Source organism: Falsiruegeria litorea R37 (assembly GCF_900172225.1).
GTDB classification, from domain to species: Bacteria; Pseudomonadota; Alphaproteobacteria; order Rhodobacterales; family Rhodobacteraceae; genus Falsiruegeria; species Falsiruegeria litorea.
Window position 1 is genome coordinate 14,413 of sequence record NZ_FWFO01000007.1, and the last position, 21,172, is coordinate 35,584.

Annotated in this window: 20 protein-coding genes; 13 read left to right on the forward strand and 7 right to left on the reverse strand. The window is 58.2% G+C overall.

Annotated elements, in window-relative coordinates; genetic code table 11:
* The first annotated feature begins 90 nt into the window (after positions 1–90).
* The 12 genes from dctP (TRL7639_RS21375) (at position 91) to TRL7639_RS21430 (ending at position 12,830) form a co-directional block, all read left to right on the forward strand.
* Entirely contained in the window at positions 91–1,089 is a 999-nt protein-coding gene (gene dctP / locus TRL7639_RS21375) for a TRAP transporter substrate-binding protein DctP (protein WP_370809114.1), read from the forward strand.
* 63 nt (positions 1,090–1,152) lie between these two features.
* Positions 1,153–1,764 carry a TRAP transporter small permease gene (locus TRL7639_RS21380; RefSeq protein WP_085797945.1) on the forward strand — a complete coding sequence of 204 codons (612 nt, stop codon included), beginning with the start codon at positions 1,153–1,155 and terminating at the stop codon, positions 1,762–1,764.
* A gap of 1 nt (position 1,765) precedes the next feature.
* On the forward strand, positions 1,766–3,061 hold the full coding sequence (locus tag TRL7639_RS21385) for a TRAP transporter large permease (protein WP_085797946.1): 1,296 nt from the start codon (positions 1,766–1,768) through the stop codon (positions 3,059–3,061).
* Positions 3,062–3,224: 163 nt separating this feature from the next.
* Complete coding sequence (locus TRL7639_RS21390; protein WP_085797947.1) at positions 3,225–4,379, forward strand: M24 family metallopeptidase; 1,155 nt, start codon at positions 3,225–3,227, stop codon at positions 4,377–4,379.
* Positions 4,380–4,518: 139 nt separating this feature from the next.
* On the forward strand, positions 4,519–4,722 hold the full coding sequence (locus TRL7639_RS21395; protein ID WP_085797948.1) for a hypothetical protein: 204 nt from the start codon (positions 4,519–4,521) through the stop codon (positions 4,720–4,722).
* A 4-nt stretch (positions 4,723–4,726) separates the two neighbouring features.
* Positions 4,727–6,133, forward strand: coding sequence for an Asp-tRNA(Asn)/Glu-tRNA(Gln) amidotransferase GatCAB subunit A (locus tag TRL7639_RS21400; RefSeq protein WP_085797949.1), 1,407 nt, complete (start codon positions 4,727–4,729; stop codon positions 6,131–6,133).
* Between the two features lie 81 nt (positions 6,134–6,214).
* A complete protein-coding gene (locus TRL7639_RS21405; protein WP_085797950.1) occupies positions 6,215–7,021 on the forward strand; it encodes a PhzF family phenazine biosynthesis protein in 807 nt (268 codons plus the stop codon).
* Between the two features lie 264 nt (positions 7,022–7,285).
* Positions 7,286–8,536, forward strand: coding sequence for a sarcosine oxidase subunit beta family protein (locus TRL7639_RS21410; protein ID WP_085797951.1), 1,251 nt, complete (start codon positions 7,286–7,288; stop codon positions 8,534–8,536).
* A gap of 11 nt (positions 8,537–8,547) precedes the next feature.
* Positions 8,548–9,033 carry a pyridoxamine 5'-phosphate oxidase family protein gene (locus TRL7639_RS21415; protein WP_165759876.1) on the forward strand — a complete coding sequence of 162 codons (486 nt, stop codon included), beginning with the start codon at positions 8,548–8,550 and terminating at the stop codon, positions 9,031–9,033.
* Complete coding sequence (locus TRL7639_RS21420) at positions 9,027–9,323, forward strand: sarcosine oxidase subunit delta (RefSeq protein ID WP_085797953.1); 297 nt, start codon at positions 9,027–9,029, stop codon at positions 9,321–9,323. Before TRL7639_RS21415 ends, TRL7639_RS21420 begins: the two co-directional genes overlap by 7 nt.
* Positions 9,320–12,274: a sarcosine oxidase subunit alpha family protein gene (locus tag TRL7639_RS21425; RefSeq protein WP_085797954.1), complete on the forward strand. Its 2,955-nt coding sequence runs from the start codon at positions 9,320–9,322 to the stop codon at positions 12,272–12,274. The genes TRL7639_RS21420 and TRL7639_RS21425 overlap by 4 nt, the downstream gene beginning before the upstream one ends.
* Positions 12,267–12,830 (forward strand): sarcosine oxidase subunit gamma, encoded by a 564-nt coding sequence (locus TRL7639_RS21430; protein ID WP_085797955.1) that lies wholly within the window; start codon positions 12,267–12,269, stop codon positions 12,828–12,830. Before TRL7639_RS21425 ends, TRL7639_RS21430 begins: the two co-directional genes overlap by 8 nt.
* A gap of 3 nt (positions 12,831–12,833) precedes the next feature.
* On the opposite strand, the gene TRL7639_RS21435 is transcribed toward TRL7639_RS21430, so the two are convergent.
* The 7 genes from TRL7639_RS21435 to dctP (TRL7639_RS21465) form a co-directional block, all read right to left on the reverse strand.
* On the reverse strand, positions 12,834–13,841 hold the full coding sequence (locus TRL7639_RS21435) for a GlxA family transcriptional regulator (RefSeq protein WP_085798018.1): 1,008 nt from the start codon (positions 13,839–13,841) through the stop codon (positions 12,834–12,836).
* Positions 13,842–14,089: 248 nt separating this feature from the next.
* Positions 14,090–14,497, reverse strand: a complete 408-nt coding sequence (locus tag TRL7639_RS21440) for a universal stress protein (protein ID WP_085797956.1) — start codon at positions 14,495–14,497, stop codon at positions 14,090–14,092.
* Between the two features lie 117 nt (positions 14,498–14,614).
* The gene (locus TRL7639_RS21445) at positions 14,615–16,129 is read right to left on the reverse strand and encodes a malonate--CoA ligase (RefSeq protein ID WP_085797957.1); all 1,515 of its coding nucleotides are present in this window, start codon (positions 16,127–16,129) and stop codon (positions 14,615–14,617) included.
* A 5-nt stretch (positions 16,130–16,134) separates the two neighbouring features.
* On the reverse strand, positions 16,135–17,394 hold the full coding sequence (locus tag TRL7639_RS21450; RefSeq protein WP_085797958.1) for a malonyl-CoA decarboxylase: 1,260 nt from the start codon (positions 17,392–17,394) through the stop codon (positions 16,135–16,137).
* On the reverse strand, positions 17,391–18,707 hold the full coding sequence (locus TRL7639_RS21455) for a TRAP transporter large permease (RefSeq protein ID WP_085797959.1): 1,317 nt from the start codon (positions 18,705–18,707) through the stop codon (positions 17,391–17,393). Before TRL7639_RS21455 ends, TRL7639_RS21450 begins: the two co-directional genes overlap by 4 nt.
* A 5-nt stretch (positions 18,708–18,712) precedes the next feature.
* Entirely contained in the window at positions 18,713–19,255 is a 543-nt protein-coding gene (locus tag TRL7639_RS21460; protein WP_085797960.1) for a TRAP transporter small permease, read from the reverse strand.
* 92 nt (positions 19,256–19,347) lie between these two features.
* Complete coding sequence (gene dctP, locus TRL7639_RS21465; protein ID WP_085797961.1) at positions 19,348–20,334, reverse strand: TRAP transporter substrate-binding protein DctP; 987 nt, start codon at positions 20,332–20,334, stop codon at positions 19,348–19,350.
* A gap of 138 nt (positions 20,335–20,472) precedes the next feature.
* Between dctP (TRL7639_RS21465) and TRL7639_RS21470 the strand changes: the two genes are divergently transcribed.
* Positions 20,473–21,129 (forward strand): GntR family transcriptional regulator, encoded by a 657-nt coding sequence (locus tag TRL7639_RS21470; RefSeq protein WP_085797962.1) that lies wholly within the window; start codon positions 20,473–20,475, stop codon positions 21,127–21,129.
* The last annotated feature ends 43 nt before the right edge of the window (positions 21,130–21,172 follow it).

Here is a 21,172-nt window from a genome sequence, read left to right on the forward strand (position 1 = left end):
ATACAGGTCAATTGTTCCCGCAGTCTGCTTGGGGGCTCCCCGATGTGCAGGCAACTTTTGCATCTAAGGGAGGTACCTTCGAAAATGATGGTGTCTAAAATTCTGAAATCTGGTGTGGTTGCGCTCGGCTTTGCCGGGGTTACTGCCTCCAGCGTATCGGCTCAGGATATCATTCTGGGTCACGTCATGGACCAAGAGCACATCTTCCACAAAGTGTCCGAGCAGTTCATCGAACGTCTGGACGAGCTGTCCGGCGGATCCATGAGCGTTTCCTATCACCCGGGCGGTGATCTGGGTGACTGGACATCGATCGTCGAACAGGTTGCGCAAGGCGCCGTTCAGATGACCATGTCGTGGAACCACTCGGAGCTGGACCCGCGTTGGGACGTTTCGGTCCTGGGTTATGTGGCCAACGATTGGGAATCCGGCAAAGAAGTCTACGGCCCCGGTTCCCCGATGAACGACGTCTATAACGGCATCATGAACGATCTGGGCATGGAGTTGCTGGGCACGATCCCGACCGACTTCACCGGTTTTGTTGTGCGCAAGGGCGTAGACGTTCCCGTGAACTTCCCCGCCGACGCCGAAGGCTTCAAAATGCGCGTGCCTGGCATGCCGATGGCAATCGAGCGCTACAAGGCGACCGGTTTTTCGGCTGTTCCGATGGCATTTTCAGAGGTGCACACCGCGCTGCAGACCGGTGCCATCGATGGCCGGGCCTATTCGCCGCCATCCGAAGTTCTGCTGTTCAAAGACGTGCTGAGCGCATACGTCTTCACCCGCGAAAATTTCGAGCACACGTTCTGGACTGCCAACAAACGCTGGTTTGACGGCCTGACCGAAGAACAGCAGGGCTGGGTCAAAACCGCAGCTGATGAGGCCGTGACCTGGGCTTGGGACAATGCCGAAGCTGAAAGCCCGAAGTGGTTCGAGCAGATCGAAGCCGCCGGGATCGAAGTGATCGAGCTGACACCTGAACAGCTGGAAGCTTACCGTGCCAAGGTTGTCGATGTTGAATACCCCTACATGGAGGGGATCATTGGCGCCGAAGTCATGGGTGAAATCAAGAAAGCTGCTGGCGTGGAGTAACGCTGACCAGAACACGCGCAAAGCTTGCTTTGCGCGTGTTTCGTTTGAGGGACGGGAGGAACAATGACCAAGGATATCTTACATACTGACAGCCTGGATGACATCCTGGCACCGTCGCCGATCATTCCGGTACCGGCGCCAGAAGATCGCGATCAGCCTGTCTATCGCGGATTGGGCGGTCTTTATTCGATCGAAGCCAAGGTGGCGTGGTTGATGCGTGTCGTCATGTTTGTCGCGATGATTGCGCTTGGTCTGGTCATGGCGTCGCAGGTTTTTATGCGATACGTCATCTCGTCCCCGTTTCTGGGCATCGAAGAAATGGCGCCAATGATGGCGCTTTGGATCTATTTCATCGGCATGGCCTATTGCACGCGCGAGCGTGACCATATCGAAGGCGGTGTGATGTCGCTGGTGTTCAAAAAGCGCACAACGCTGCTGGCGTTCCGACTGTTCGGTTCGATTGCCTGCCTGGTCGCGCTGGTTGTATTCGCCAAATTCGCCTGGGACTTTGCGTCGTTCAACCTGTCGCTGAACCGCAAGAGTTCTTACATGAAGTTGCCGAAATACATGTGGGATTTCAGCATGATATTCGGCTTTGCGTTGACGATCTTCTACATGCTCCTTCAGATTTTCCTCGAAGCGCGCGCGCTTATGACAGGTAAGGGAGGCGAATGAGATGACGCTGTTCTTCCTCGCCATCGCCATCATCATTTTCTTGCTGCTGATCGAAGTACCGGTTGGCTTTGCTTTCGGTATCGGTGCGCTGGCTTTTGGTTACATGCAAGGCACGGATGTGTCTTTCCACACTGGCGCTGGCTATTCGCAGGTCAACGCGTTCTCGCTGCTGGCGATTCCGCTTTTTGTCTTGTCCGGCACGCTGATGGGGGCCACTGGCATCTCGGAACGGTTGCTGGATTTCGTGAACTCCTTTGTCGGGCGCACCAAGGGCGGCCTTGGCGCCGTGACCGTTGTCACATGTGCGCTGTTTGGTGCAATCTCGGGTTCGGCGTCCGCTGCCATCGCGGCAATTGGCAAGATCATGGTTCCCCGCATGATCAAGGAAGGCTACCCCCCCGGCCATGCGACGGCGCTGGTGGCGGTTTCTTCTGTGCTTGCGCTGATGATTCCGCCCAGCATCCCGATGATTGTCTTCGCGATTGCCATCCGTGAATCCGTCGCCAAGGCTTTTCTGGCGACCATGGGCCCCGGAATCATGCTTGCGATCATCTATTGCGGGCTGAACTTCTGGTTCCTGCGCAAGAACACCACGATCACCGTTGCCGAGTCCTTGTCCTTTGGCGACACGGTCAAGGAAATCGGACGGACCGGCAAACGGGCCAGTCTTGCGATCATCATGCCGATCATCATTCTGGGTGGCATCTATAGCGGTATCGCAACCCCGACCGAAGCAGGATCCATGGCGCTGGTCTATACGCTAGCCGTTGGCTTGCTGATCTACCGGACGCTGCCATTCAACAAGCTCTTTGACTCGACAGTCGAAGCAGCCCGGCTGACCGGCGCGATCCTGATGGTGCTGTTCTTCCTCTTCATCATGAGCCGCGGTATGGTTCTGGCCAAAGTCCCGACCCAGTTTGCCGACATGCTACTGACAATCTCGGACAACAAGATCGTCATTCTGCTGTTGATAAATCTGCTGCTGCTCATCATGGGTATGATCATCGATGATGTGTCAGGCGGTGTCCTGGCGGCGATCATCCTGTTGCCGGTGACGCAAAAGATCGGTCTGGACCCGATCCACTTTGCAGCGATCGTTGGCACCAATCTGGGTCTGGGCAATGTATCGCCGCCCTGTGCGCCGTTGCTCTATATGGCTGGCGGAGTCACCCGGCAACCGCTCTCGACGTATGTCGGACCGACGATGAAGTTCCTCCTGCTGGGACATCTGCCTATGGTGTTCATCGTGACCTTCGTTCCGCCGGTTGCTTTGTTCCTGCCGGGCCTGCTGGACTAGGACTTGAATAAACCGCGCGCCTGAAATGGCGGGCGGTCCAAAACAGCTCTGCTGTGGGTGAAACTGGTGTCTGTGTTCCAGCAGCGCAGTGTTACCCAACGATCAACCCTGCCTTCGGTCGTAAAGTGTCAGGCCCTAGGTTTTTCTTGAAGGATGAAGACACATGCTTGAACACGCAAAACAAAGAACAATTGAGCTTCAGAACCGCATGAAAGACGCGGGCATTCAGAAGGCCGTGTTTACCGATGAAAGCTCGATGGCTTACCTGGCCGGTTTCTGGGGTTATCTGGGGATCGAATTTGGCCGCCCATCGATGCTGGTGGTCGATGCTGACGAGGCACCCATTGTCATCACACCGCTGATGGAATCGGAAATGGTCGGTGAGATGACCTGGGTCGAAGATGTACGCACCTGGGAAGATATCGGGCAACGCACCTGGGGCCGCGCGCTGGCCGGCGCTCTGGGTGAGAACCCGTCCGAGATCTGGATCGAAAAGGGTTCGGTCCCGGCGATTGTTCGCAACCATCTGGACGACACGTACCCGGGCGTCCCGCTCAAAGATATCTCGCCGGTGCTGGGCGCGATGCGCACCATCAAATCACCGTTCGAGATCGAAGTGATGAAACAGGCAGGCGAGATCGCAGGCGCAATGATGCTGGCGGCGCATAATTCGCTGAAGGAAGGCGCGCAGGAATATGAAAGCGCGCTGGCTGTGATCGACGCGGGCTCGCGCAAGGCGGCAGGTTTCCTGACGGCAAACGGCTGGGAACGGTTCGTCTCGCCGATGATCCACAACCTGCAGATCGTTCAAAGCGGCAAGGATTCATCAATGGTGCACCGTCGCGCCAGCGTAAAGGCCTATGACAAATTCGATCCGGTCTATTTCTGCTTCTGCAACATGGCGCAGTTCAAGCAGTACAAATTGGGCTTTGACCGTATGTTCCATATTGGTGACGTCAAAGACGAAGATCGCAAGGTGCAGCTGGCCGCCATCGAAGCCCAGCAAGCTGCGATCCATTCGATCCGTCCGGGCATCCTGGCCGAAGATGTCGCCGCCGCCGCCAACGAAGTCTATCAGGAACGCGGTTATGAGACCGGCTATCGCACCGGCCGCTCCATCGGTGTTGCCTATCTGGAGGCCCCCGAGCTGAAGGCAGGCGACAAAACCGTGTTACAGCCGGGTATGACCTTTGCCGTGGATGGCGGTATTTCGGTCGATGGGGTGACGGCAGGCCGGATTGGCGATTCAGTTGTCGTGACCGAAACCGGGTTTGACTACATCACCAACTATCCCCGTGAAATCTTGCTCAGCAAATGATCGTGCAGGCAGCGAAACTTTTGGTTCAGCCGGGCCTGTCTTCGCCAGAAGCCAAAAGGGGCTGCATAAATTGCACAAAGAACAGGCGCGCCCACGTTGGCGCGCCACTTGTTACGGATGATACTGCTGGAGAAGCGGCATGCAAAAGCTGACCAAAGACACGCTGACAGGTATCTGTACACAGATGGCGTCGCACGACTGGCGCGAAACCGAGATTAATGAGCTGGTGGACCCGCAACTGGGCATCATTACCGGGTTTCAAGAGCTGCTGGACGAGCTTGAGGTCCTTCGAAAGTTCGACCTTGGCACGACACCTCCGGCTTTGACTGTTCAGAAGCGGTAATACCATGACGACTGAAATTGCCTTTGACACCGTGCGCGGTCTGAAATCCAGACTGGCTGCCCGTGACATCACCCCATCAGAACTGGTTTCTGTTTTTGCGGATCGTATTTCGCAGCACAATGAACGTTCGAAAGCGTTCATCACGATCACGGATGACGATGCGGGCAAGGCTGCCGCGGCGCTTACGCCCGACGATCTCGCCAGCTCATCATTCGCGGGCATTCCCTATGCGTCGAAAGACCTGTTTGATGTCGAGGGGGTTCTAACCTCGGCCGGATCGCGGGTGTTTCATGACCGCATCGCCACCGAAGACGCCTTTGCCATCGCCCAGTTGCGCAAGGCTGGCGCGTTGAGCCTGGGCAAGACCAACCTGCATGAATTTGCTTATGGTGCCACCGGCGAGAACGAAGTTTATGGCACCTGCGTCAACGCCTACGATCCAACCCGCCTTGCTGGCGGATCTTCAAGCGGATCGGCGGCGGCTATGGCCTTTGGTCTGGTACCTGCGACGCTTGGTACGGATACGGGCGGTTCGGTCCGTGCACCTGCTGCGCTGAACGGGCTGGTCGGGCTGAAGCCTACGATCGGGCGGGTGCCCACCGCCGGTGTGGTACCCTATTGCTGGACATTGGATCATGTCGGGATGATGACCCGCGACGTGGCGGATTGCGCTGATCTCCTGAGCATCGTTGCGGGCTATGACCCGCGGGATCCAGGGTCTCAGAACATCCCTGTCGAAAACTATGCCGATGCCCTGAATGCGGATATCTCTGGTCTGCGGATCGGGATTCCGACGAATTTCTACTACGAACGCACCGACCCGGAAATCTTGGCGGCGATGGAAAAGGTCAAATCCTTCCTTTGCGCGCAAGGTGCAACGCTGGTGCCTGTCACCTTCCCGGATCTCGAGCACAGCCGCGCGGTGTCGCTGACGGTGCAGATGCCCGAAGCGCTGAGCGCCCATTCGGCCTATTTGCAAGAGCGCGGCGATCTGTATGGTCAGGATTTCCGCGCCGGTCTGGCGCTGGGTCAGACATTGCTGGCCGAGCATTACATTCGTGCCAAGCGATTTGTCGAACTCTACCGCCAGAATACCAACGCGTTGTTTGACGAAGTGGACCTGATCCTGACACCCGCCACGCCTGAAGTCGCGCAAAAGCTGGGAACCGTAACAACCACCCGAGACGGGGTGGATGAAGCGGTCGGGAATGCCATCACCCGCTTTACGACCTTCTTCAACATGTCAGGCCATCCCGCATTGACGATGCCCTGCGCGATGCACTCAGAAGGCCTGCCCATCGGTCTGCAACTGGTTGGCCGGTACTTTGAAGAAAGCACGGTGATCCGAGCGGCACATGCCATCGAACGCAACGAGGCATTCTCGATCCCGCTTCCGAACGTGGATGGCTGACGGTGCAGTTGGGTCTGCGTTTTCGCAGGCCCGGAACCTTAACGCCGACCCATCGGTCAATACCTAACATCTGGATACACAATGCGACTTCAGACTTTCATTGTAGATGCATTCACAGACCAGTCGATGACCGGAAACCCAGCTGGCGTATGCCCGTTGGATCATTGGCTGCCAGATGCTGTAATGCAGTCCATTGCCAGCGAGCTGAACCAGTCCGAGACGGTGTTCTTCGCCCCTCGACCCGGCGCGAAGGATACGAGTTCGTATCGCGAATATGACATGCGGTGGTTCACGCCAACCCGAGAGGTCGACATGATCGGCCACGCCACATTGGCGGCAGGTCATATCCTGTTGTCGCATCTTGAGCCGACCCTTGATGAGGTTTGCTTTTTCTCGGCAACCGCAAAGATGACGGTGTGTCGCGGTGATCATGGCCTGCGTCTGAACATGCCAGCGCTGGTGCCCGAGGTCGTGGACCCGCCCGCCGGACTGACCGAAGCGCTTGGGATACAACCGACGAAAGTTCTGGCCGCAAAGCACTATCTGGCCCTATTTGACAGTGTTGATGATATCGCTGCATGTCAGCCGGACTTTGCGGCCCTCGCCAGATTGCCTTTGCCCGCGGTTATCATCACGGCCCAAGGGCAGGGTGACTTTGATTTTGTATCGCGTTTCTTCGCCCCGGCGAATGGCGTTCCCGAGGACTCGGTTTCGGGTGTGGCGCATTGTTGCCTGGCGCCGTTTTGGTCCGCGCGTCTGGAGAAAACGAAACTGGTCGGTCGCCAATTGTCGGCGCGCGGTGGGACGGTCTTGTGTGAACATGACGACACCCGGGTCATTCTTGAAGGGGCTGCCGTCGTGTCTTTGGAAGGCACTCTCTGGCTTTGACTGAAGGCCCCGCCACTTAAAATGAAATGCCCGCGTGATCACGAGGTAGAACCCCGATCACCCGCGCTGGATCAAAGAAAAAAGGGCTCTCATGGATGTTGAGGTCAGTCAGGCCGCGTGCCTCTGTGACGGTACGCTTTTGTATGCCCTGGACAGCGATTCCCTGCAAATCTGTCGGTTCTGAAACGCATTCTGTCCGAAACAACAGCTGCAATTCACCTACGGTAAAGCGCAAATTCAAGGTTGCAACGAACAGGAGCCATCATGCGATATTCAGCTCTGAGACTCATCAAGGAAGCAGTGACGGGGCATAAGGGCTGGACCCCGCAATGGCGCGATCCTGCGCCGGCGGACGCCTATGACTTTGTCATTGTCGGTGGTGGCGGCCACGGGCTGGCCACGGCTTATTACCTGGCCAAAGAGTTCGGAGCCGCCCGTATCGCGGTTCTGGAAAAGGGCTGGATCGGCGGCGGCAATGTAGGCCGGAATACGACCATCATCCGTTCGAACTATCTGCTGGACGGGAACGAGCCGTTTTACGAATTCTCGCTGAAGCTGTGGGAAAACCTCGAGCAGGATTTCAACTATAACGCAATGGTCAGCCAGCGCGGGATTCTGAACCTTGTCCATTCAGACGCACAGCGCGATGCAGCGCGGCGGCGGGGCAATGCGATGATCCTGAACGGCTCGGATGCCGAGCTGCTGGATACCGAAGGCGTGCGCGCCCTGTATCCGTTCCTGAATTTCAACGACGCACGCTTTCCGATCAAAGGCGGTCTGTTGCACCGGCGCGGTGGCACTGTTCGGCATGATGCGGTGGCCTGGGGCTATGCCCGCGGTGCGGATATGCGCGGCGTTGATATCATCCAGAATTGCGAAGTCACCGGCTTCCGCATCGAAAACGGCAAGGTTCTGGGGGTGGAAACTTCGCGTGGCTTTATCGGTGCCAAGAAGGTCGGCGTGTCAGTCGCGGGCAGTTCCAGCCGCGTGATGGCAAAGGCCGGTATGCGTCTGCCCATCGAAAGCCACGTGTTGCAGGCCTTTGTCTCGGAAGGTTTGAAACCGATCATCCCCGGCGTCATCACCTATGGCGCGGGGCATTTCTATTGCAGCCAGTCCGACAAGGGCGGTCTGGTGTTCGGTGGCGATCTGGACATGTACAATTCCTACGCTCAACGCGGCAACCTGCCGGTGGTCGAGGATGTGATCGAAGGTGGCATCTCGCTGATCCCGGCCCTGGGACGCGCGCGACTGCTGCGCAGCTGGGGCGGCATCATGGACATGTCGATGGATGGCTCGCCTTTCATCGACAAGACCCACATCGATGGCCTCTATTTCAACGGTGGCTGGTGCTATGGCGGGTTCAAGGCGACGCCTGCCTCGGGCTATTGCTTTGCGCATTTGCTGAAAACCGATCGTCCTCATGAAACCGCCACCGCCTATCGACTGGATCGGTTCAAGACCGGGCACATGATCGATGAAAAAGGGCAGGGCGCCCAACCGAACCTGCATTGAGGAACATGGCCATGATCAACAAGTTTGCACGTGACCTGATCGAACATTGGCACCTTGGCTTTGTTGCAACCGCCGATGCTGATGGAAACCCAAATGTGTCGCCCAAGGGCACGTTCGTCATTCACGACGAGACCACGATTGGCTTTGCCGAGATGCGCTCGCCCGATACGCTGGCCAATATCGCGGTGCGTCCGCAGGTCGAGGTGAACTTTATCGACATCCTGACCCGCCGCGGTGTGCTGATCAAGGGCGAGGCCAGCTTTGTCCCACGCGACGATGCGCGGTACCCGTCGTTGCGCCCAACCTATACCAACCGTTGGCCCGAGCTTGAGCCCATGTTCTCAGGCTTCGTGATCATCAAATTGTTGTCCTGCAAGCCACTGGCCACGCCGTCCTATGATCTTGGCGTCACCAGTGAAGACCTGCGCGCCAAATGGGTTCAGCGGGTCCGGGATATCAACATCATCCACAAAGGATCGGAGATCGAAGAATGCTGATCAATCATCCCTTGCTTGGCCTGCGCGACGCGCAAGAGTTCACCTATCTGGGCGACGCCACGCTGATCAACCGACCCGACTGGCAGGCCGAGAACGCCGCGCAGGCGTTTCACGACTACCTGTATCTGCGCGACAACCCGGCGGGCGCGCATCGCGAGCTGTGGTTCCACGAACAGGGCGACCGGTCCTGGCTGGTGGTCACGCGCAACACGGTGACGCACGAGATTCTGAACGTTGAACTGGCCCGCGATGTGGCCAAAGCGGCTGCGGCGGAAAGGTCTGCGCAATGACCTCGAACAATCGTCTGAAGGGTGGCCTGATCAATCGTGACGCCAGCCTGAATTTCACTTTCGACGGCAAAAGCTATAGCGGCTTCGAAGGTGACACGCTCGCATCGGCGCTGTTGGCCAATGGCGTCCGGCTGATGGGCCGATCGTTCAAATACCACCGCCCCCGCGGGCCGTTGACCGCAGGCAGCGAAGAACCCAACGCGCTGGTCGAGCTGCGCTCGGGCGGACGTCAGGAGCCCAATACACGTGCCACTGTCGCCGAATTGTATGAGGGCCTGAGCGCAAATTCGCAGAACCGCTGGCCGTCGCTGGAACGCGATGTCATGGCGATCAACGATCGGTTCTCGAACTTCCTGACTGCAGGGTTCTATTACAAGACCTTCATGTGGCCGAAAGCGTTCTGGGAAAAACTCTACGAGCCGGTAATCCGTAAGGCCGCCGGGCTGGGCAGCCTGACCAAAGAGGATGATCCCGACCTCTATGACAAAGGTTTTCTGCATTGCGATCTGCTGATCATCGGTGCGGGTCCTGCCGGGCTTGCCGCTGCGCTGACCGCTGGACGCGCGGGCGCTCAGGTCATTCTGGCCGATGAAGACTTTCGTCTGGGCGGGCGCCTGATTTCCGAAACCGGCGCGCTGGCTGATATCTCGGGTGCGGACTGGGTGGCGCAGGCGCAGGCCGAATTGGCAGGTCTGGACAACGTGCGCCTGATGCCGCGCACCACAGTGTTTGGCGCTTATGACCATGGTGTCTATGGCGCGATCGAACGCAACGCGGATCATCTGGCCGTTCCTGCCGAGGGCAAGCCGCGTCAGACCGTTTGGCGGATTTATTCCAAGCGTGCGCTGGTCGCGACCGGGGCGATCGAACGTCCCATCGCCTTTGAAAACAACGACCGTCCGGGGATCATGCTGGCCGGTGCGGTGAGGGCCTATGCCAACCGCTGGGCAGCCACACCCGGACAATCGGTCGTGGTCTTTGCCAACAATGACGATGCGCACCAGACGGCGCGTGACCTGATGGCTCAAGGGATCAAGGTGCCCGCCATTGTCGACACCCGCCCCGATGCGCCGGACGTTGTAGGCACCGAGGTGCTGAAAGGCGCCAAGATCGTCAACACCTCGGGACGCCTTGGCCTGACCTCGGTTCAAGTGCAGCTTGCCGGGGGATACACCCGCGATCTGCGTTGCGAAGGGTTGGCCATGTCGGGTGGCTGGAATCCGAACCTGGGCCTGACCTGCCATCAGCGCGGTCGCCCGGTCTGGAACGCGGATATCCATGCCTTTGTACCGGGTGAAGGCCTGCCGGCCGGTCAGATCGTGACCGGGGCCGCCAAGGGTGAGATGACAACGGACGAAGCTCTGAAGGGCGGGGCTGAGGCGGCGGTCTCTGCGCTGAGTGATCTGGGACTTACAGCAACCCCCGCCGATCTTCCTGCGGCAGTCGACGCGCCGGTTTCGCTGTCACCATTCTGGCACGTGCAGGGCGCGAAACGCGCCTGGCTGGATTATCAGAACGACGTCACCGTCAAGGACGTCAAGCTGGCACATCAGGAGAACTTTACCTCGATCGAGCACCTGAAACGCTACACCACACTGGGCATGGCCACCGATCAGGGTAAAACCTCGAACATGGGCGCGCTGGCGGTGATGGCCGAACTGACCGGTAAATCGATCCCCGAGACCGGCAATACCATCTTCCGTCCGCCTTACACGCCCGTTGCGATGGGTGCGCTGGCGGGCCGGGCCGTGGGCAAGGAGTTCCACCCGACCCGCCTGACCCCCAGCCATAAATGGGCCGAAGAGCAGGGCGCAGTGTTTGTCGAAGTCGGCAATTGGCTGCGGGCTCAATGGTTCCCTCGCAAAGGCGAGTCTCATTGGCGCCAGTCGGTGGACCGTGAGGTGCTGCAGACCCGTAACTCGGTCGGTGTCTGCGATGTGACGACGCTGGGCAAGATCGATGTGCAGGGTGCGGATGCCGCCGCGTTCCTCAACAAGATCTATGCGAACGGTTTTGCCAAGCTGCCCGTTGGCAAGGTGCGTTACGGCCTGATGCTGCGCGAAGATGGCGTGGCCTATGACGACGGCACCGCCGCACGTCTGGCCGAGGACCATTTTGTCGTGACAACCACCACTGCCAACGCGGTTCTGGTTTATCGTAACATGGAATTCGTGCGCCAGTGCCTGTGCCCGGATATGGACGTGCAACTGATCTCGACCACCGAGGCCTGGGCACAATATGCCGTGGCCGGTCCGAACAGCCGCAAGCTGCTGCAAAAGATCGTTGACCCTGAATTCGACATCTCGAACGAGGCGTTCCCCTTCATGGGGTGTGGCGAGATCACCGTCTGTGGCGGGTGCCGGGCGCGTCTGTTCCGCATCTCGTTCTCAGGCGAGCTGGCCTATGAGATCGCTGTGCCCACGCGTTACGGTGATGGCCTGATGCGTGCGTTGATGGACGCGGGCGAAGAGTTCGATGTGGTCCCCTACGGCACCGAGGCGCTTGGCGTCATGCGGATCGAAAAGGGCCACGCGGCAGGCAACGAGCTGAACGGGACGACAACGGCGCTGAACCTCGGTCTTGGCCGGATGGTCAGCACCAAGAAGGACTGTATCGGCAACGTACTCAGCCGTCGCGAAGGTATGAACACCCCGGATGCGCTGGCTCTGGTCGGGTTGAAACCGTTGGATGCCAATGACAGCGTGCCTGCGGGCGGACATCTGATGAACAAAGACGGGCCGGTCGATGCGGCCCATGACCAGGGCTATGTCACCTCGGCGGCCTATTCACCGATCCTGCAAAGTTCGATTGGGCTGGGTTTTGTCAAAGGCGGTTTCGACCGCAAGGGCGAGCAATTGCGACTGGTCAACCCTTTGGAGGGTCAGGAAATTTTGGTCGAAATCGTCAGCGCCCATTTCGTGGACCCAGAAGGGGAGAAGCTCCGTGCATAATTTGAAACCCATCACACCACTAGGTGGTGACACACCGCGTCAGGACGTCATCGGCACCATCACAATCACCGAAGTTGTGGATCAGGCGATGGCCTCGGTCGCGGCACGGTGCGATCAGGCTGGCGCCGTGCAAAAAGCACTGGCCGACACGACAGGTTTGACATTGCCCGAAGTGGGTCAATCCACCGAAGCGACACCCTTTGCTGCGTTTTGGATGGGACCCGATCAGTGGATGGTCACCGCGCCACATCACAGCCATGAGCTGCTGGCGCCCGAACTGAAGCAAGTCGTTGGTGATGCTGCTTCGGTCGTCGAGCAGACGGACGGTTGGTGTCGGTTCGACGTTCAGGGTGCGGGCCTGCATGATCTGTTTGAACGGCTCAGCAATGCCCCGGTCCGCACGATGGAACCGGGCGAGACGATCCGCACCACGGCTGAACATCTGGGCGTCTTTCTATGGAAGCTGGCCAAGGATCGCATGGCGGTAATCGGTCCCCGGTCCTCGGCCGGATCCCTGCATCACGGTCTGATGGCGATTGCAAAGTCCATCGCCTGAGCATCAACCCGAGGGCAGCACATCGTCGCTGCCAACTCGCATCGAATTTTTGGCACGCCGGTCGCTGATCGGTGTGACGCCAAATGTTTCGCGGTAATGGCGCATGAAGGCACCCGGGGTCGCATAACCGACCATGTAAGCGACCTCGGTAATCGCATCGTTGGTGTACAGCACCAGCTGTCGCGCCTGGTTCATCCGCATTTTGCGGTAATAACTGAGAGGGCTTTGACCGGTCGCTTTCTTGAAGCCGCGCTCCAGCGAGCGGGCGGACAGGCCAACCGCCTCGGCCACTTCGCTGATCTGGACCGGGCTTTCTATATGTTCGGCAAAAAGCTGAATGGCGCGGGCCACCTGTTTTGGCAGCAAATCCTGGCTTTTGGCGGTCGCGATCGCCGGAACCTTTTGTGACATTGCCGCGCTGCGGATGAACGGATGCTGAAACCAGCACGCCACCTCTGCCATGATGTCACCGCCTAAACGGTGCTCGATCAGCGTCAGCATGTGATCGAACACTGCTGAAGCCCCGGAAATGGTTGTATAGGCGCCATCACTGCAGACCACGGTTCCCTGGATCGGGATGTCCGGGAATTCAGCCCGAAAAGCGGCCTCATAACACCAGTGAACAGAGAGGGGGCGCTCTTCGGTCAAACGGGTTCTGGCCAGAGGGAACACGCCGCCGCTGATGGCACCCAACTGAGTTTTGCTGCGCAGCAAACGTTGCAGGGCCGCATTAGCCTTGGACGGATTTTCAAACACACTGTTCGGACTGGCAGCAAACAGAAGGTGATCCAGCGATTTTGCGTCGGCCAACATGCAGTCCGGCGAAAAAGTGACCCCGGCAGAGGATTGCACTGGGCTGTCTTTTTCCGCAACAACAGTCCAGTGAAACGCGTCTTGACCGGATATCTCATTTGCGGCGCGCAAGGGTTCAATGCACGACGTCAGGCAGGCCATTGGAAATCCTGGGAAAATCAGGATGCCAAGCCGCGTTGGAATTGTCTTTTGGGTCATCATAGCTTTGTCATTTTGGGTCGCCGTGACAGACAGCTCAAGAAATGTGGTTTCAGCTAGTCACGCTAACTGAAGAGCACAGAAGGTTTAAGTGTCTCTCTGTCACTAAGCGATCCTGCGCACAGTTACAGGACGCATCAAAGCCGCTGTCATACAGCCGATTTGGCCGGGCCGCAGGTCATCGCCAATGGCCCAGTGCCGAAAGTCACCAGGTCGCCGACCAGCGCCCGGCCAGAACCCGACTTGAATTACCGAACCACGTGAACCGAACAACCGGCATGCCGGACAACGCGAGCGGCCGTCGACCCCAGCAGGTAATCCTGCAGGCCGGGGCGATGGCTTGCGAGCACGATGCAGTCGGTCTTTTGCGCTGTCGCATAATCCAAAATGCCGCGGCCCGCGTGACCTTCGACGATGTCGATCTTGGTTTCAGGCATATCCCCGATCAATGGCTTCAGCTTGTCGGTGATGGCCGCTTTGGCGATATCAAAGTGATTTTCGGGCAGCAGGTCGCTGGTGTATTGGGGCATGTGTTCGACCACATGCAACAGCGTCACGGTCCCGTTCGGCTGCCTGAGGGCCTGCGCTACGGTGATCGACTGTGCCACATCACGATCGGCATCAAAGGATACGGGGACAAGGATATTCTGGTACATCAGGGTAGCTCCGGAAAAGGCAACGGCCAGAGGACACGCGCTGCGCGCGCTCTGGCCGTCGGAAGTTGACCTGCAGCAATATCGAGGAGAGCGGCTGCATGGTCAGGGAGGATCATGTTAAGCGGCGACGAACATGTTCTTGTATTGATCGCGCAGGATGTTCTTTTGAACTTTGCCCATCGTGTTGCGGGGCAGTTCATCCATCAGGATCAGCTTGCGCGGATGCTTGAAGCGCGCAAGGCTTTCGCGCACTGCGCCCATCATGGCATCCAGATCAGGGGACTGACCGGGTTCGGCGACGATGATGCCAACAACCGTCTCGCCAAAATCAGGATGCGGAACGCCAACGACGGCGCTTTCGGTCACGCCTGGCTGATCGTCCAGAACCAGTTCGATCTCTTTGGGATAGATGTTGTACCCGCCCGATATGATCAGATCCTTGTTGCGCCCGACGATATGGACATATCCATCCTCGTCGATGCGGCCCAGATCACCGGTGATGAAGAACCCGTTCTCGCGCAGTTCCGCAGCAGTTTTTTCCGGCATCTGCCAATAGCCCTTGAACACGTTGGGCCCGCGCACCTCGATTTCGCCGATTTCACCTTGGGGCAGGGCGTTACCGTCGGAATCGCAGATTTTCAGCTCGACCCCCGGCAGCGGAAAACCCACCGTGCCTGCGCGGCGGTCGCCGTCATAGGGGTTTGAGGTGTTCATGTTGGTTTCGGTCATGCCATAGCGTTCCAGAATGCGGTGGCCGGTACGCTCTTCGAACTGCACATGTGTTTCCGCCAACAAGGGCGCTGAGCCTGAGATGAACAGGCGCATATGTGCGGCCAGTTCCTTGGTAAAGCGGTCATCGTCCAGCAGGCGCGTATAGAATGTTGGCACACCCATCATTGTGGTGGCATTTGGCATCCGGCTGATGATTTCATCCAGATCGAATTTGGGCATGAATACCATGCTGCTGCCGGCAGCCAGAGTAACGTTGGTGGCTACGAACAGACCATGCGTGTGGAAGATCGGCAGCGCGTGCAGCAGCACGTCGTCGGATGTGAACCGCCATTCCTTGACCAATGCCTGCGCATTCGACAACAGGTTGTTCTGGGTTAGCATCGCGCCTTTCGATCGGCCCGTAGTGCCAGAGGTATAGAGGAACGCGGCCAGATCATCACCATCGCGATCGACGGTTTCAAAGCTGGCAGGCATGGTCGCAGCTTGATCCATCAATGTGCCGCTGCCATCAGCGTTCAGGGTTTCCACCTTAGCGTCCAGCTGTGCGCCAACCGGGGTGAGCTTTTCTTCGCTCTTGCTGTCACAAACGATCAGGGACGCACCGCTGTTTTCGATGAAATAGGTCAGCTCATCCACCGTATAGGCGGTGTTGAGTGGTAGGAACACCAGACCAGCCTGTGCACATGCAGCATACAGCGCCAGCGCCTCGGGCGATTTCTCGATCTGCGCGGCGACACGATCACCGGTTTTCAAGCCCAGTTGGGTGGCCACATGCGCAATCTGCGAGGCGGTGCTCAGGAAATCCTGATGGGTGACGGTTTTGCCGTCCAGCAGGTGCAAAAAAGGTGTATCTTTACCGGCATGAGCGCCGAACAAGCCATCATAGAGAGGGTTAGCCATGAGGGTTACCTTTCTTGTGTTGTGGAGAGCGAAGCGGACGCGGCGAGGGATTTGACGTCGGCCGAGGCGATCACGTCGCGGGTGTTGGCGAATTGCTCGTGATTTTGTGACACGCGGGACAGGTCATATAGATAATTGACCATTGTGCCGCCGGACTGGGCGCGCCCCTTGTCCGACGTGTCGGCATCCGCATGAACCGCATGAACCAGTGCGCCGTTACCCAGATGGAACCGCGCCACCGGGTCAAAAGGCATGTTGCTCCGGCCCTTGGCGTTAAGCAGGTAATGGGCCGCCAGCGCCTTCATCTGATCGGGCTGTTCGATGTCCCACTCATGGTCTTCCTGAGACAGCCATTTGATCAGGCCCGGAATGGGTGACAGAGTGACAAAAGTTTTTAGCCCCGACAGCTCGGCAGCAAGATCCGATGCCACCTGCTTGATCAGCGAGTTACCGAACGAAATGCTGGCCAGCCCGGCCTGACAGTTGGAAATGGAATAGAACACTGCCGTGTCGGCCTGATCCTCGGGCATTGGATTACGGTCTTCGGCAAGCAGCGCCTGAACCGATCCGGGAATGCCGCTGTTCAAGGCTACTTCGACAAAAATAAGCGGCTCATCCGGCATCGAGGGGTGAAAAAAAGCAAAACAGCGCCGGTCGGTGGGTTCCAGCCTGCGGCGCAGGTCGTCCCAGCTGTCGATGGCATGTACAGCCTCATAGGCGATGATCTTTTCCAGGATATGCGCCGGGCTTTCCCAGTTGATCGGACGCAGCACCAGAAAGCCCCGGTTGAACCAGCTGGCAAACAAGTGGCGGAAATCCAGATCCAGCGCCTGCAATTCAGCCTCTTTTCCACCAAGCCGCAGCAAATCAGCGCGCATCTGCACCAGCGCGCCGGTGGCCCCCGGCACCCGGTTCAGGCGCCGGATCATCTCCTGCCGGGCGGGCTCGGCCGCAGCAGCAAAGCTGCGGTAGGTCGCTTTCGAGGGATCACGCTCGTATTCATCCAGCGATGACCGGACCGCTTCGGGGTCGATATTCATGGCAGTGGCGAGATAGCGGAAGAACTCCAGCTTTTCGTCGTCGCCCAGTGTATCGAACCGGGTCAGGATCTCTTCGGCCAATGCCAGCCCCGAGGTTTCCCCGGCGGTTCCAACCAGCGCATCGGCCAGTTCGGTCAGCGGGCGGCCATCCAAAGCCGCCCCCGCCGCGTGGCGGCGATAACGCCGCTCGAACACGGTTGAAAGAAGATCTGCCAGCAGGGTCATACCGCTGCTCCCATCACCAGATCAGGCAACCAGGTGGCCAGACCGGGGAACAGACACAGCAGGACAATCGCGATCACCATGCAGGCCACGAAGGGCAGCGAACCGGTCAGGATGGTCTTCAGCGAGATATCGGGCGCGATGCCGTTGATCACGTAAAGGTTCAGACCAACCGGCGGCGAGATCAGGCCAATCTCCATGTTGATGGTCAGCACAACCGCAAACCAGATCGGATCAAAGCCAGCGGTGGTGATGATCGGCAGCAGGATCGGCGCCGCCATCAAGATCACCGCAACGGGCGGCAGGAAGAACCCGGCGATCAGCAGGAACACGTTGACCGCACCCATCAGCACCCAGCGGTTCACGTCCAGCGTACCGATCCATTCGGCGATCGACTGGGTGATGAACAGCGAGCTGAGCATGTACGAGAACACACCGGCGGCAGCGATGATGAACAGGATCATCACGCTTTCCTTGGTACTATCGCGCAGCACGACCCAGATGTCCTTGGGGTTCCACAGCTTGTAGATGATCATCGCGATCAGCAGGCACAGCAGGGCACCCACGGCGGCCGTTTCCGACGGTGTGGCGATACCGCCATACATGGCATAGAGAACACCCAGAATGATGCCGAGGAAGGGCAGCACGCGCGGCAGGATCTCGAACCGTTCGGCCCAGGTGTAGCTGCCAGACCCCAGACGGGTCGCGTCACCGGATTTCCATGTGGAATACAGTGACCAGGCCATGAACAGACCCACCAGCATCAGGCCCGGGATCACACCGGCCAGGAACAGGCGGCCAATCGAGGTCTCGGTGGCGATACCGTAGACGATCATGGTAACCGAAGGCGGGATCAGGATGCCCAGCGTACCGCCTGCGGCGATCGAACCGGCCGCAACACCGTCGGGATAGCCGCGCTTGCGCATCTCGGGGATGCCCATCTTGCCGATGGCGGCACAGGTTGCGGGCGACGAACCGGACATGGCGGCGAACAGCGCACAGGCACCCAGGTTCGAGACGACCAGACCGCCGGGAATGCGGGTCAGCCAGCGTTCAAGCGCTTCGTACAGGTCGGCCCCGGCCCGCGTTGAGGCAATAGACGAACCCATGATGATGAACATCGGGATCGAGAGCAGAGCAAAGTTATCGAGTTTTCCGAACAGAATCTCGGGCATCAGTTCCAGCGAACGGGCACCGTCGAAAACAATCAGGAAACCGGCAGAGACGATCAGCAGACCGATGGCCACGGATACGCCGGAGAAGAGAACAAGAATGGTGGCGATGGCGACAATGGCGCCGAGCAGAAGGGGATCCATCGGCTTTACTCCAGCCCAAAGGGTTTATCGATGCCTAGCAGGACGGCGATGAGATCGGCGATCAGTTGCAGCAGCAACAGGCCAAAACCAACCGGGAGGGCGAGGTAGGGAATCCACAGGCGAACACCCCAGACGGTGTCGGATTTCCAGCCGCGCTCCCACGCGAAATGCCAGTACTCATAGCCGTAAAACAGCATCACAGAGACGATGGCGATGGACAGAACCGAGGTCAGGATCGCCATGAAGAACCGGGGGCGCGGTGCCAGCGAGATCGGGATCAGGTCCACATTCACATGCCCGCGCAGACGCTGAACATAAGGCAACCCAACGAGGGTGGCCGCAATGACCAGATAGATGACCGCTTCGGTTTGCCAGATGGTCGAACCGTTTAGCACGAAACGGACGATGATCATCTGACACGTGATACCGACGGCAGCGACAATCATGCTTGCGGAACACCAGCCCGCCAGGGTTGAAAGCGCAGCGACAAGGCGAAGAAAGGGATTGTTCCCTGTGTGGGAAGCAACGGCGGAGCTATGGCCAGCCATTTGCGCCTCCTTTGATTGAGATGCAGGTTAGTCTGAAATTCAGAAGGGACGTCAGGTGCCGGGCGACAAAGGTGCCGCCCGGACCGAGTTGATCACTCGACCGCCAGGGCTTTGTCCAGCAGGTCCTGACCATCGGGAACTTCTGCCACGAAGGCTTTGTAGGATGTCTCCTGCGCCAGCGCGCGCCAAGCCTCGAAGTCTTCCGGGCTCATCGTGGCAATTTCGACACCAGCGTCTTTGAACACCTTGGTCGAGTTGGCGTCCTGTTTCTTGGCCTCTTCCAGATAGAAAGCCTGCGCCTTCTCCGAAGCTGCCAGCAAAGCGGCCTGCTGGTCTTCGTTCAAGCCTTCGAAGGTGGATTTGTTCATCAGCAGCGGCTGATACATGAACCACAGCGCCACATCGCCCGCTGGGGTGTAGCAGGAAACCTGCTCGTAGATGCGGTAGCTGACGAAAGACGAGGAAGAAGTGTTCGCCGCCTGCAGAACACCGGTCTGCATAGCGTTGTAGATTTCAGACGATGCCATCGACGCGATTGATGCGTCAGCACCAGCCAGCATCTGTTCGAATGACTTGCCCGCCGCGCGTGTTTGCAAGCCCGCCACGTCTGCGGGGTTGGTGATGCACTTGTCCTTGCCTGCAAAACCACCAGCAAGATAGCCGTGGACCAGAACCATCACATCGTCGTCGGCCATCTTTGCTTCTAGCGCGTCCATAAAGGGCGAGTCGGCCAAACGAGCTGCGTGATCATGGTTCTTTACCAGACCAGGCATCAGAGTCAGGTTATAGGCAGGCTGTTGTCCACCGGCATAGCTGAGCGGCAGAACGGTCATGTCCAGCTGGCCACGGCTGAGCGGCTTGTACTGCTCGCGCGGTTTGAACAGGGATTTCGAGCCGAAAATCTTTATTTCCAGATCGACATCGGCGGCGGCAACCCCATCAGCGACCATCTGGGCCACTTGATGACGGATGTCCTTGTTCGACCACTGGTGCGACAGGCGCAATTCCTCTGCGTTTACCAGTGTTCCTGCAGACGCGAGTGCCATGGCGGCAACGGCTGTTTTGAGCATGGATTTCATTGTTTCCTCCCGTTTTCAAACCCGGATGAGCCGGGGATGAAACTGAGCATAGGGTAGAAATGTTTTTTAAGTCAAGGTTTTTGTATACAAGATTTGGCTTCTTGAGTTCTTATTCATTCGTTGATAAAACAGGAGACTATGGACCAACGGCTTGCAGATACCATTGCTCAGGATTTGGAAGAGCTGATCTTTGACGGCACTTTCGCGGATGGTGATCGTCTGGACGAAGTCAAACTGGCCGAACAATTCGGCGTTTCCAGAACCCCACTTCGGGAAGCAATTCAGCGACTTGCTTTGTCGGGTCTTGTAGAGCTTATCCCACGACGCGGTGCCTTTGTCCGGCAGCCGGGTCCTGTCGAATTGATGGAAATGTTCGAGGTCATGGCCGAGATGGAGGCGGTCTGCGGACGCCTCGCGGCTCTGCGTATTTCTGATCAGGCTTTGAAGGACCTCGTTGACGCAAATACCAAGTGCCAGCTCGCCGTGGATGCGGATGATCCAGATAGGTACTATGTCGAAAACGAGCGTTTTCATCGAATCATATACACCCAATCTGGCAATTCGTTCTTGGAGCAAGAAGCCTCCAGGCTTCACCGAAGGTTGAAACCTTTCCGAAGGCAACAGTTGCGATTCCGTGGGCGAATGGCGCAGTCGATGTCCGAACACGAGGCCATCCTTCAAGCTCTCGACAAAGGCGTTCCAGAAGAAACGGCGGACGCGCTCAGATCACATGTAGCCGTGCAGGGTGAGAAGTTTCATAACCTCATGGCGTCACTCAAAAACGCAGCCGAGTAATCCGATGACACCACGCAACCAGATTGCGATGAACCTTTCAATC

What these genes read in the sequence shown, in the direction of transcription:
- TRL7639_RS21380 (WP_085797945.1), top strand. Translation starts at nt 1,153, where the DNA reads ATGACCAAGGATATCTTACATACTGACAGCCTGGATGACATCCTGGCA.
- TRL7639_RS21385 (WP_085797946.1), top strand. Translation starts at nt 1,766, where the DNA reads ATGACGCTGTTCTTCCTCGCCATCGCCATCATCATTTTCTTGCTGCTG.
- TRL7639_RS21390 (WP_085797947.1), top strand. Translation starts at nt 3,225, where the DNA reads ATGCTTGAACACGCAAAACAAAGAACAATTGAGCTTCAGAACCGCATG.
- TRL7639_RS21395 (WP_085797948.1), top strand. Translation starts at nt 4,519, where the DNA reads ATGCAAAAGCTGACCAAAGACACGCTGACAGGTATCTGTACACAGATG.
- TRL7639_RS21400 (WP_085797949.1), top strand. Translation starts at nt 4,727, where the DNA reads ATGACGACTGAAATTGCCTTTGACACCGTGCGCGGTCTGAAATCCAGA.
- TRL7639_RS21405 (WP_085797950.1), top strand. Translation starts at nt 6,215, where the DNA reads ATGCGACTTCAGACTTTCATTGTAGATGCATTCACAGACCAGTCGATG.
- TRL7639_RS21410 (WP_085797951.1), top strand. Translation starts at nt 7,286, where the DNA reads ATGCGATATTCAGCTCTGAGACTCATCAAGGAAGCAGTGACGGGGCAT.
- TRL7639_RS21415 (WP_165759876.1), top strand. Translation starts at nt 8,548, where the DNA reads ATGATCAACAAGTTTGCACGTGACCTGATCGAACATTGGCACCTTGGC.
- TRL7639_RS21420 (WP_085797953.1), top strand. Translation starts at nt 9,027, where the DNA reads ATGCTGATCAATCATCCCTTGCTTGGCCTGCGCGACGCGCAAGAGTTC.
- TRL7639_RS21425 (WP_085797954.1), top strand. Translation starts at nt 9,320, where the DNA reads ATGACCTCGAACAATCGTCTGAAGGGTGGCCTGATCAATCGTGACGCC.
- TRL7639_RS21435 (WP_085798018.1), bottom strand. Translation starts at nt 13,841, where the DNA reads ATGACCCAAAAGACAATTCCAACGCGGCTTGGCATCCTGATTTTCCCA.
- TRL7639_RS21440 (WP_085797956.1), bottom strand. Translation starts at nt 14,497, where the DNA reads ATGTACCAGAATATCCTTGTCCCCGTATCCTTTGATGCCGATCGTGAT.
- TRL7639_RS21445 (WP_085797957.1), bottom strand. Translation starts at nt 16,129, where the DNA reads ATGGCTAACCCTCTCTATGATGGCTTGTTCGGCGCTCATGCCGGTAAA.
- TRL7639_RS21450 (WP_085797958.1), bottom strand. Translation starts at nt 17,394, where the DNA reads ATGACCCTGCTGGCAGATCTTCTTTCAACCGTGTTCGAGCGGCGTTAT.
- TRL7639_RS21455 (WP_085797959.1), bottom strand. Translation starts at nt 18,707, where the DNA reads ATGGATCCCCTTCTGCTCGGCGCCATTGTCGCCATCGCCACCATTCTT.
- TRL7639_RS21460 (WP_085797960.1), bottom strand. Translation starts at nt 19,255, where the DNA reads ATGGCTGGCCATAGCTCCGCCGTTGCTTCCCACACAGGGAACAATCCC.
- dctP (WP_085797961.1), bottom strand. Translation starts at nt 20,334, where the DNA reads ATGAAATCCATGCTCAAAACAGCCGTTGCCGCCATGGCACTCGCGTCT.
- TRL7639_RS21470 (WP_085797962.1), top strand. Translation starts at nt 20,473, where the DNA reads ATGGACCAACGGCTTGCAGATACCATTGCTCAGGATTTGGAAGAGCTG.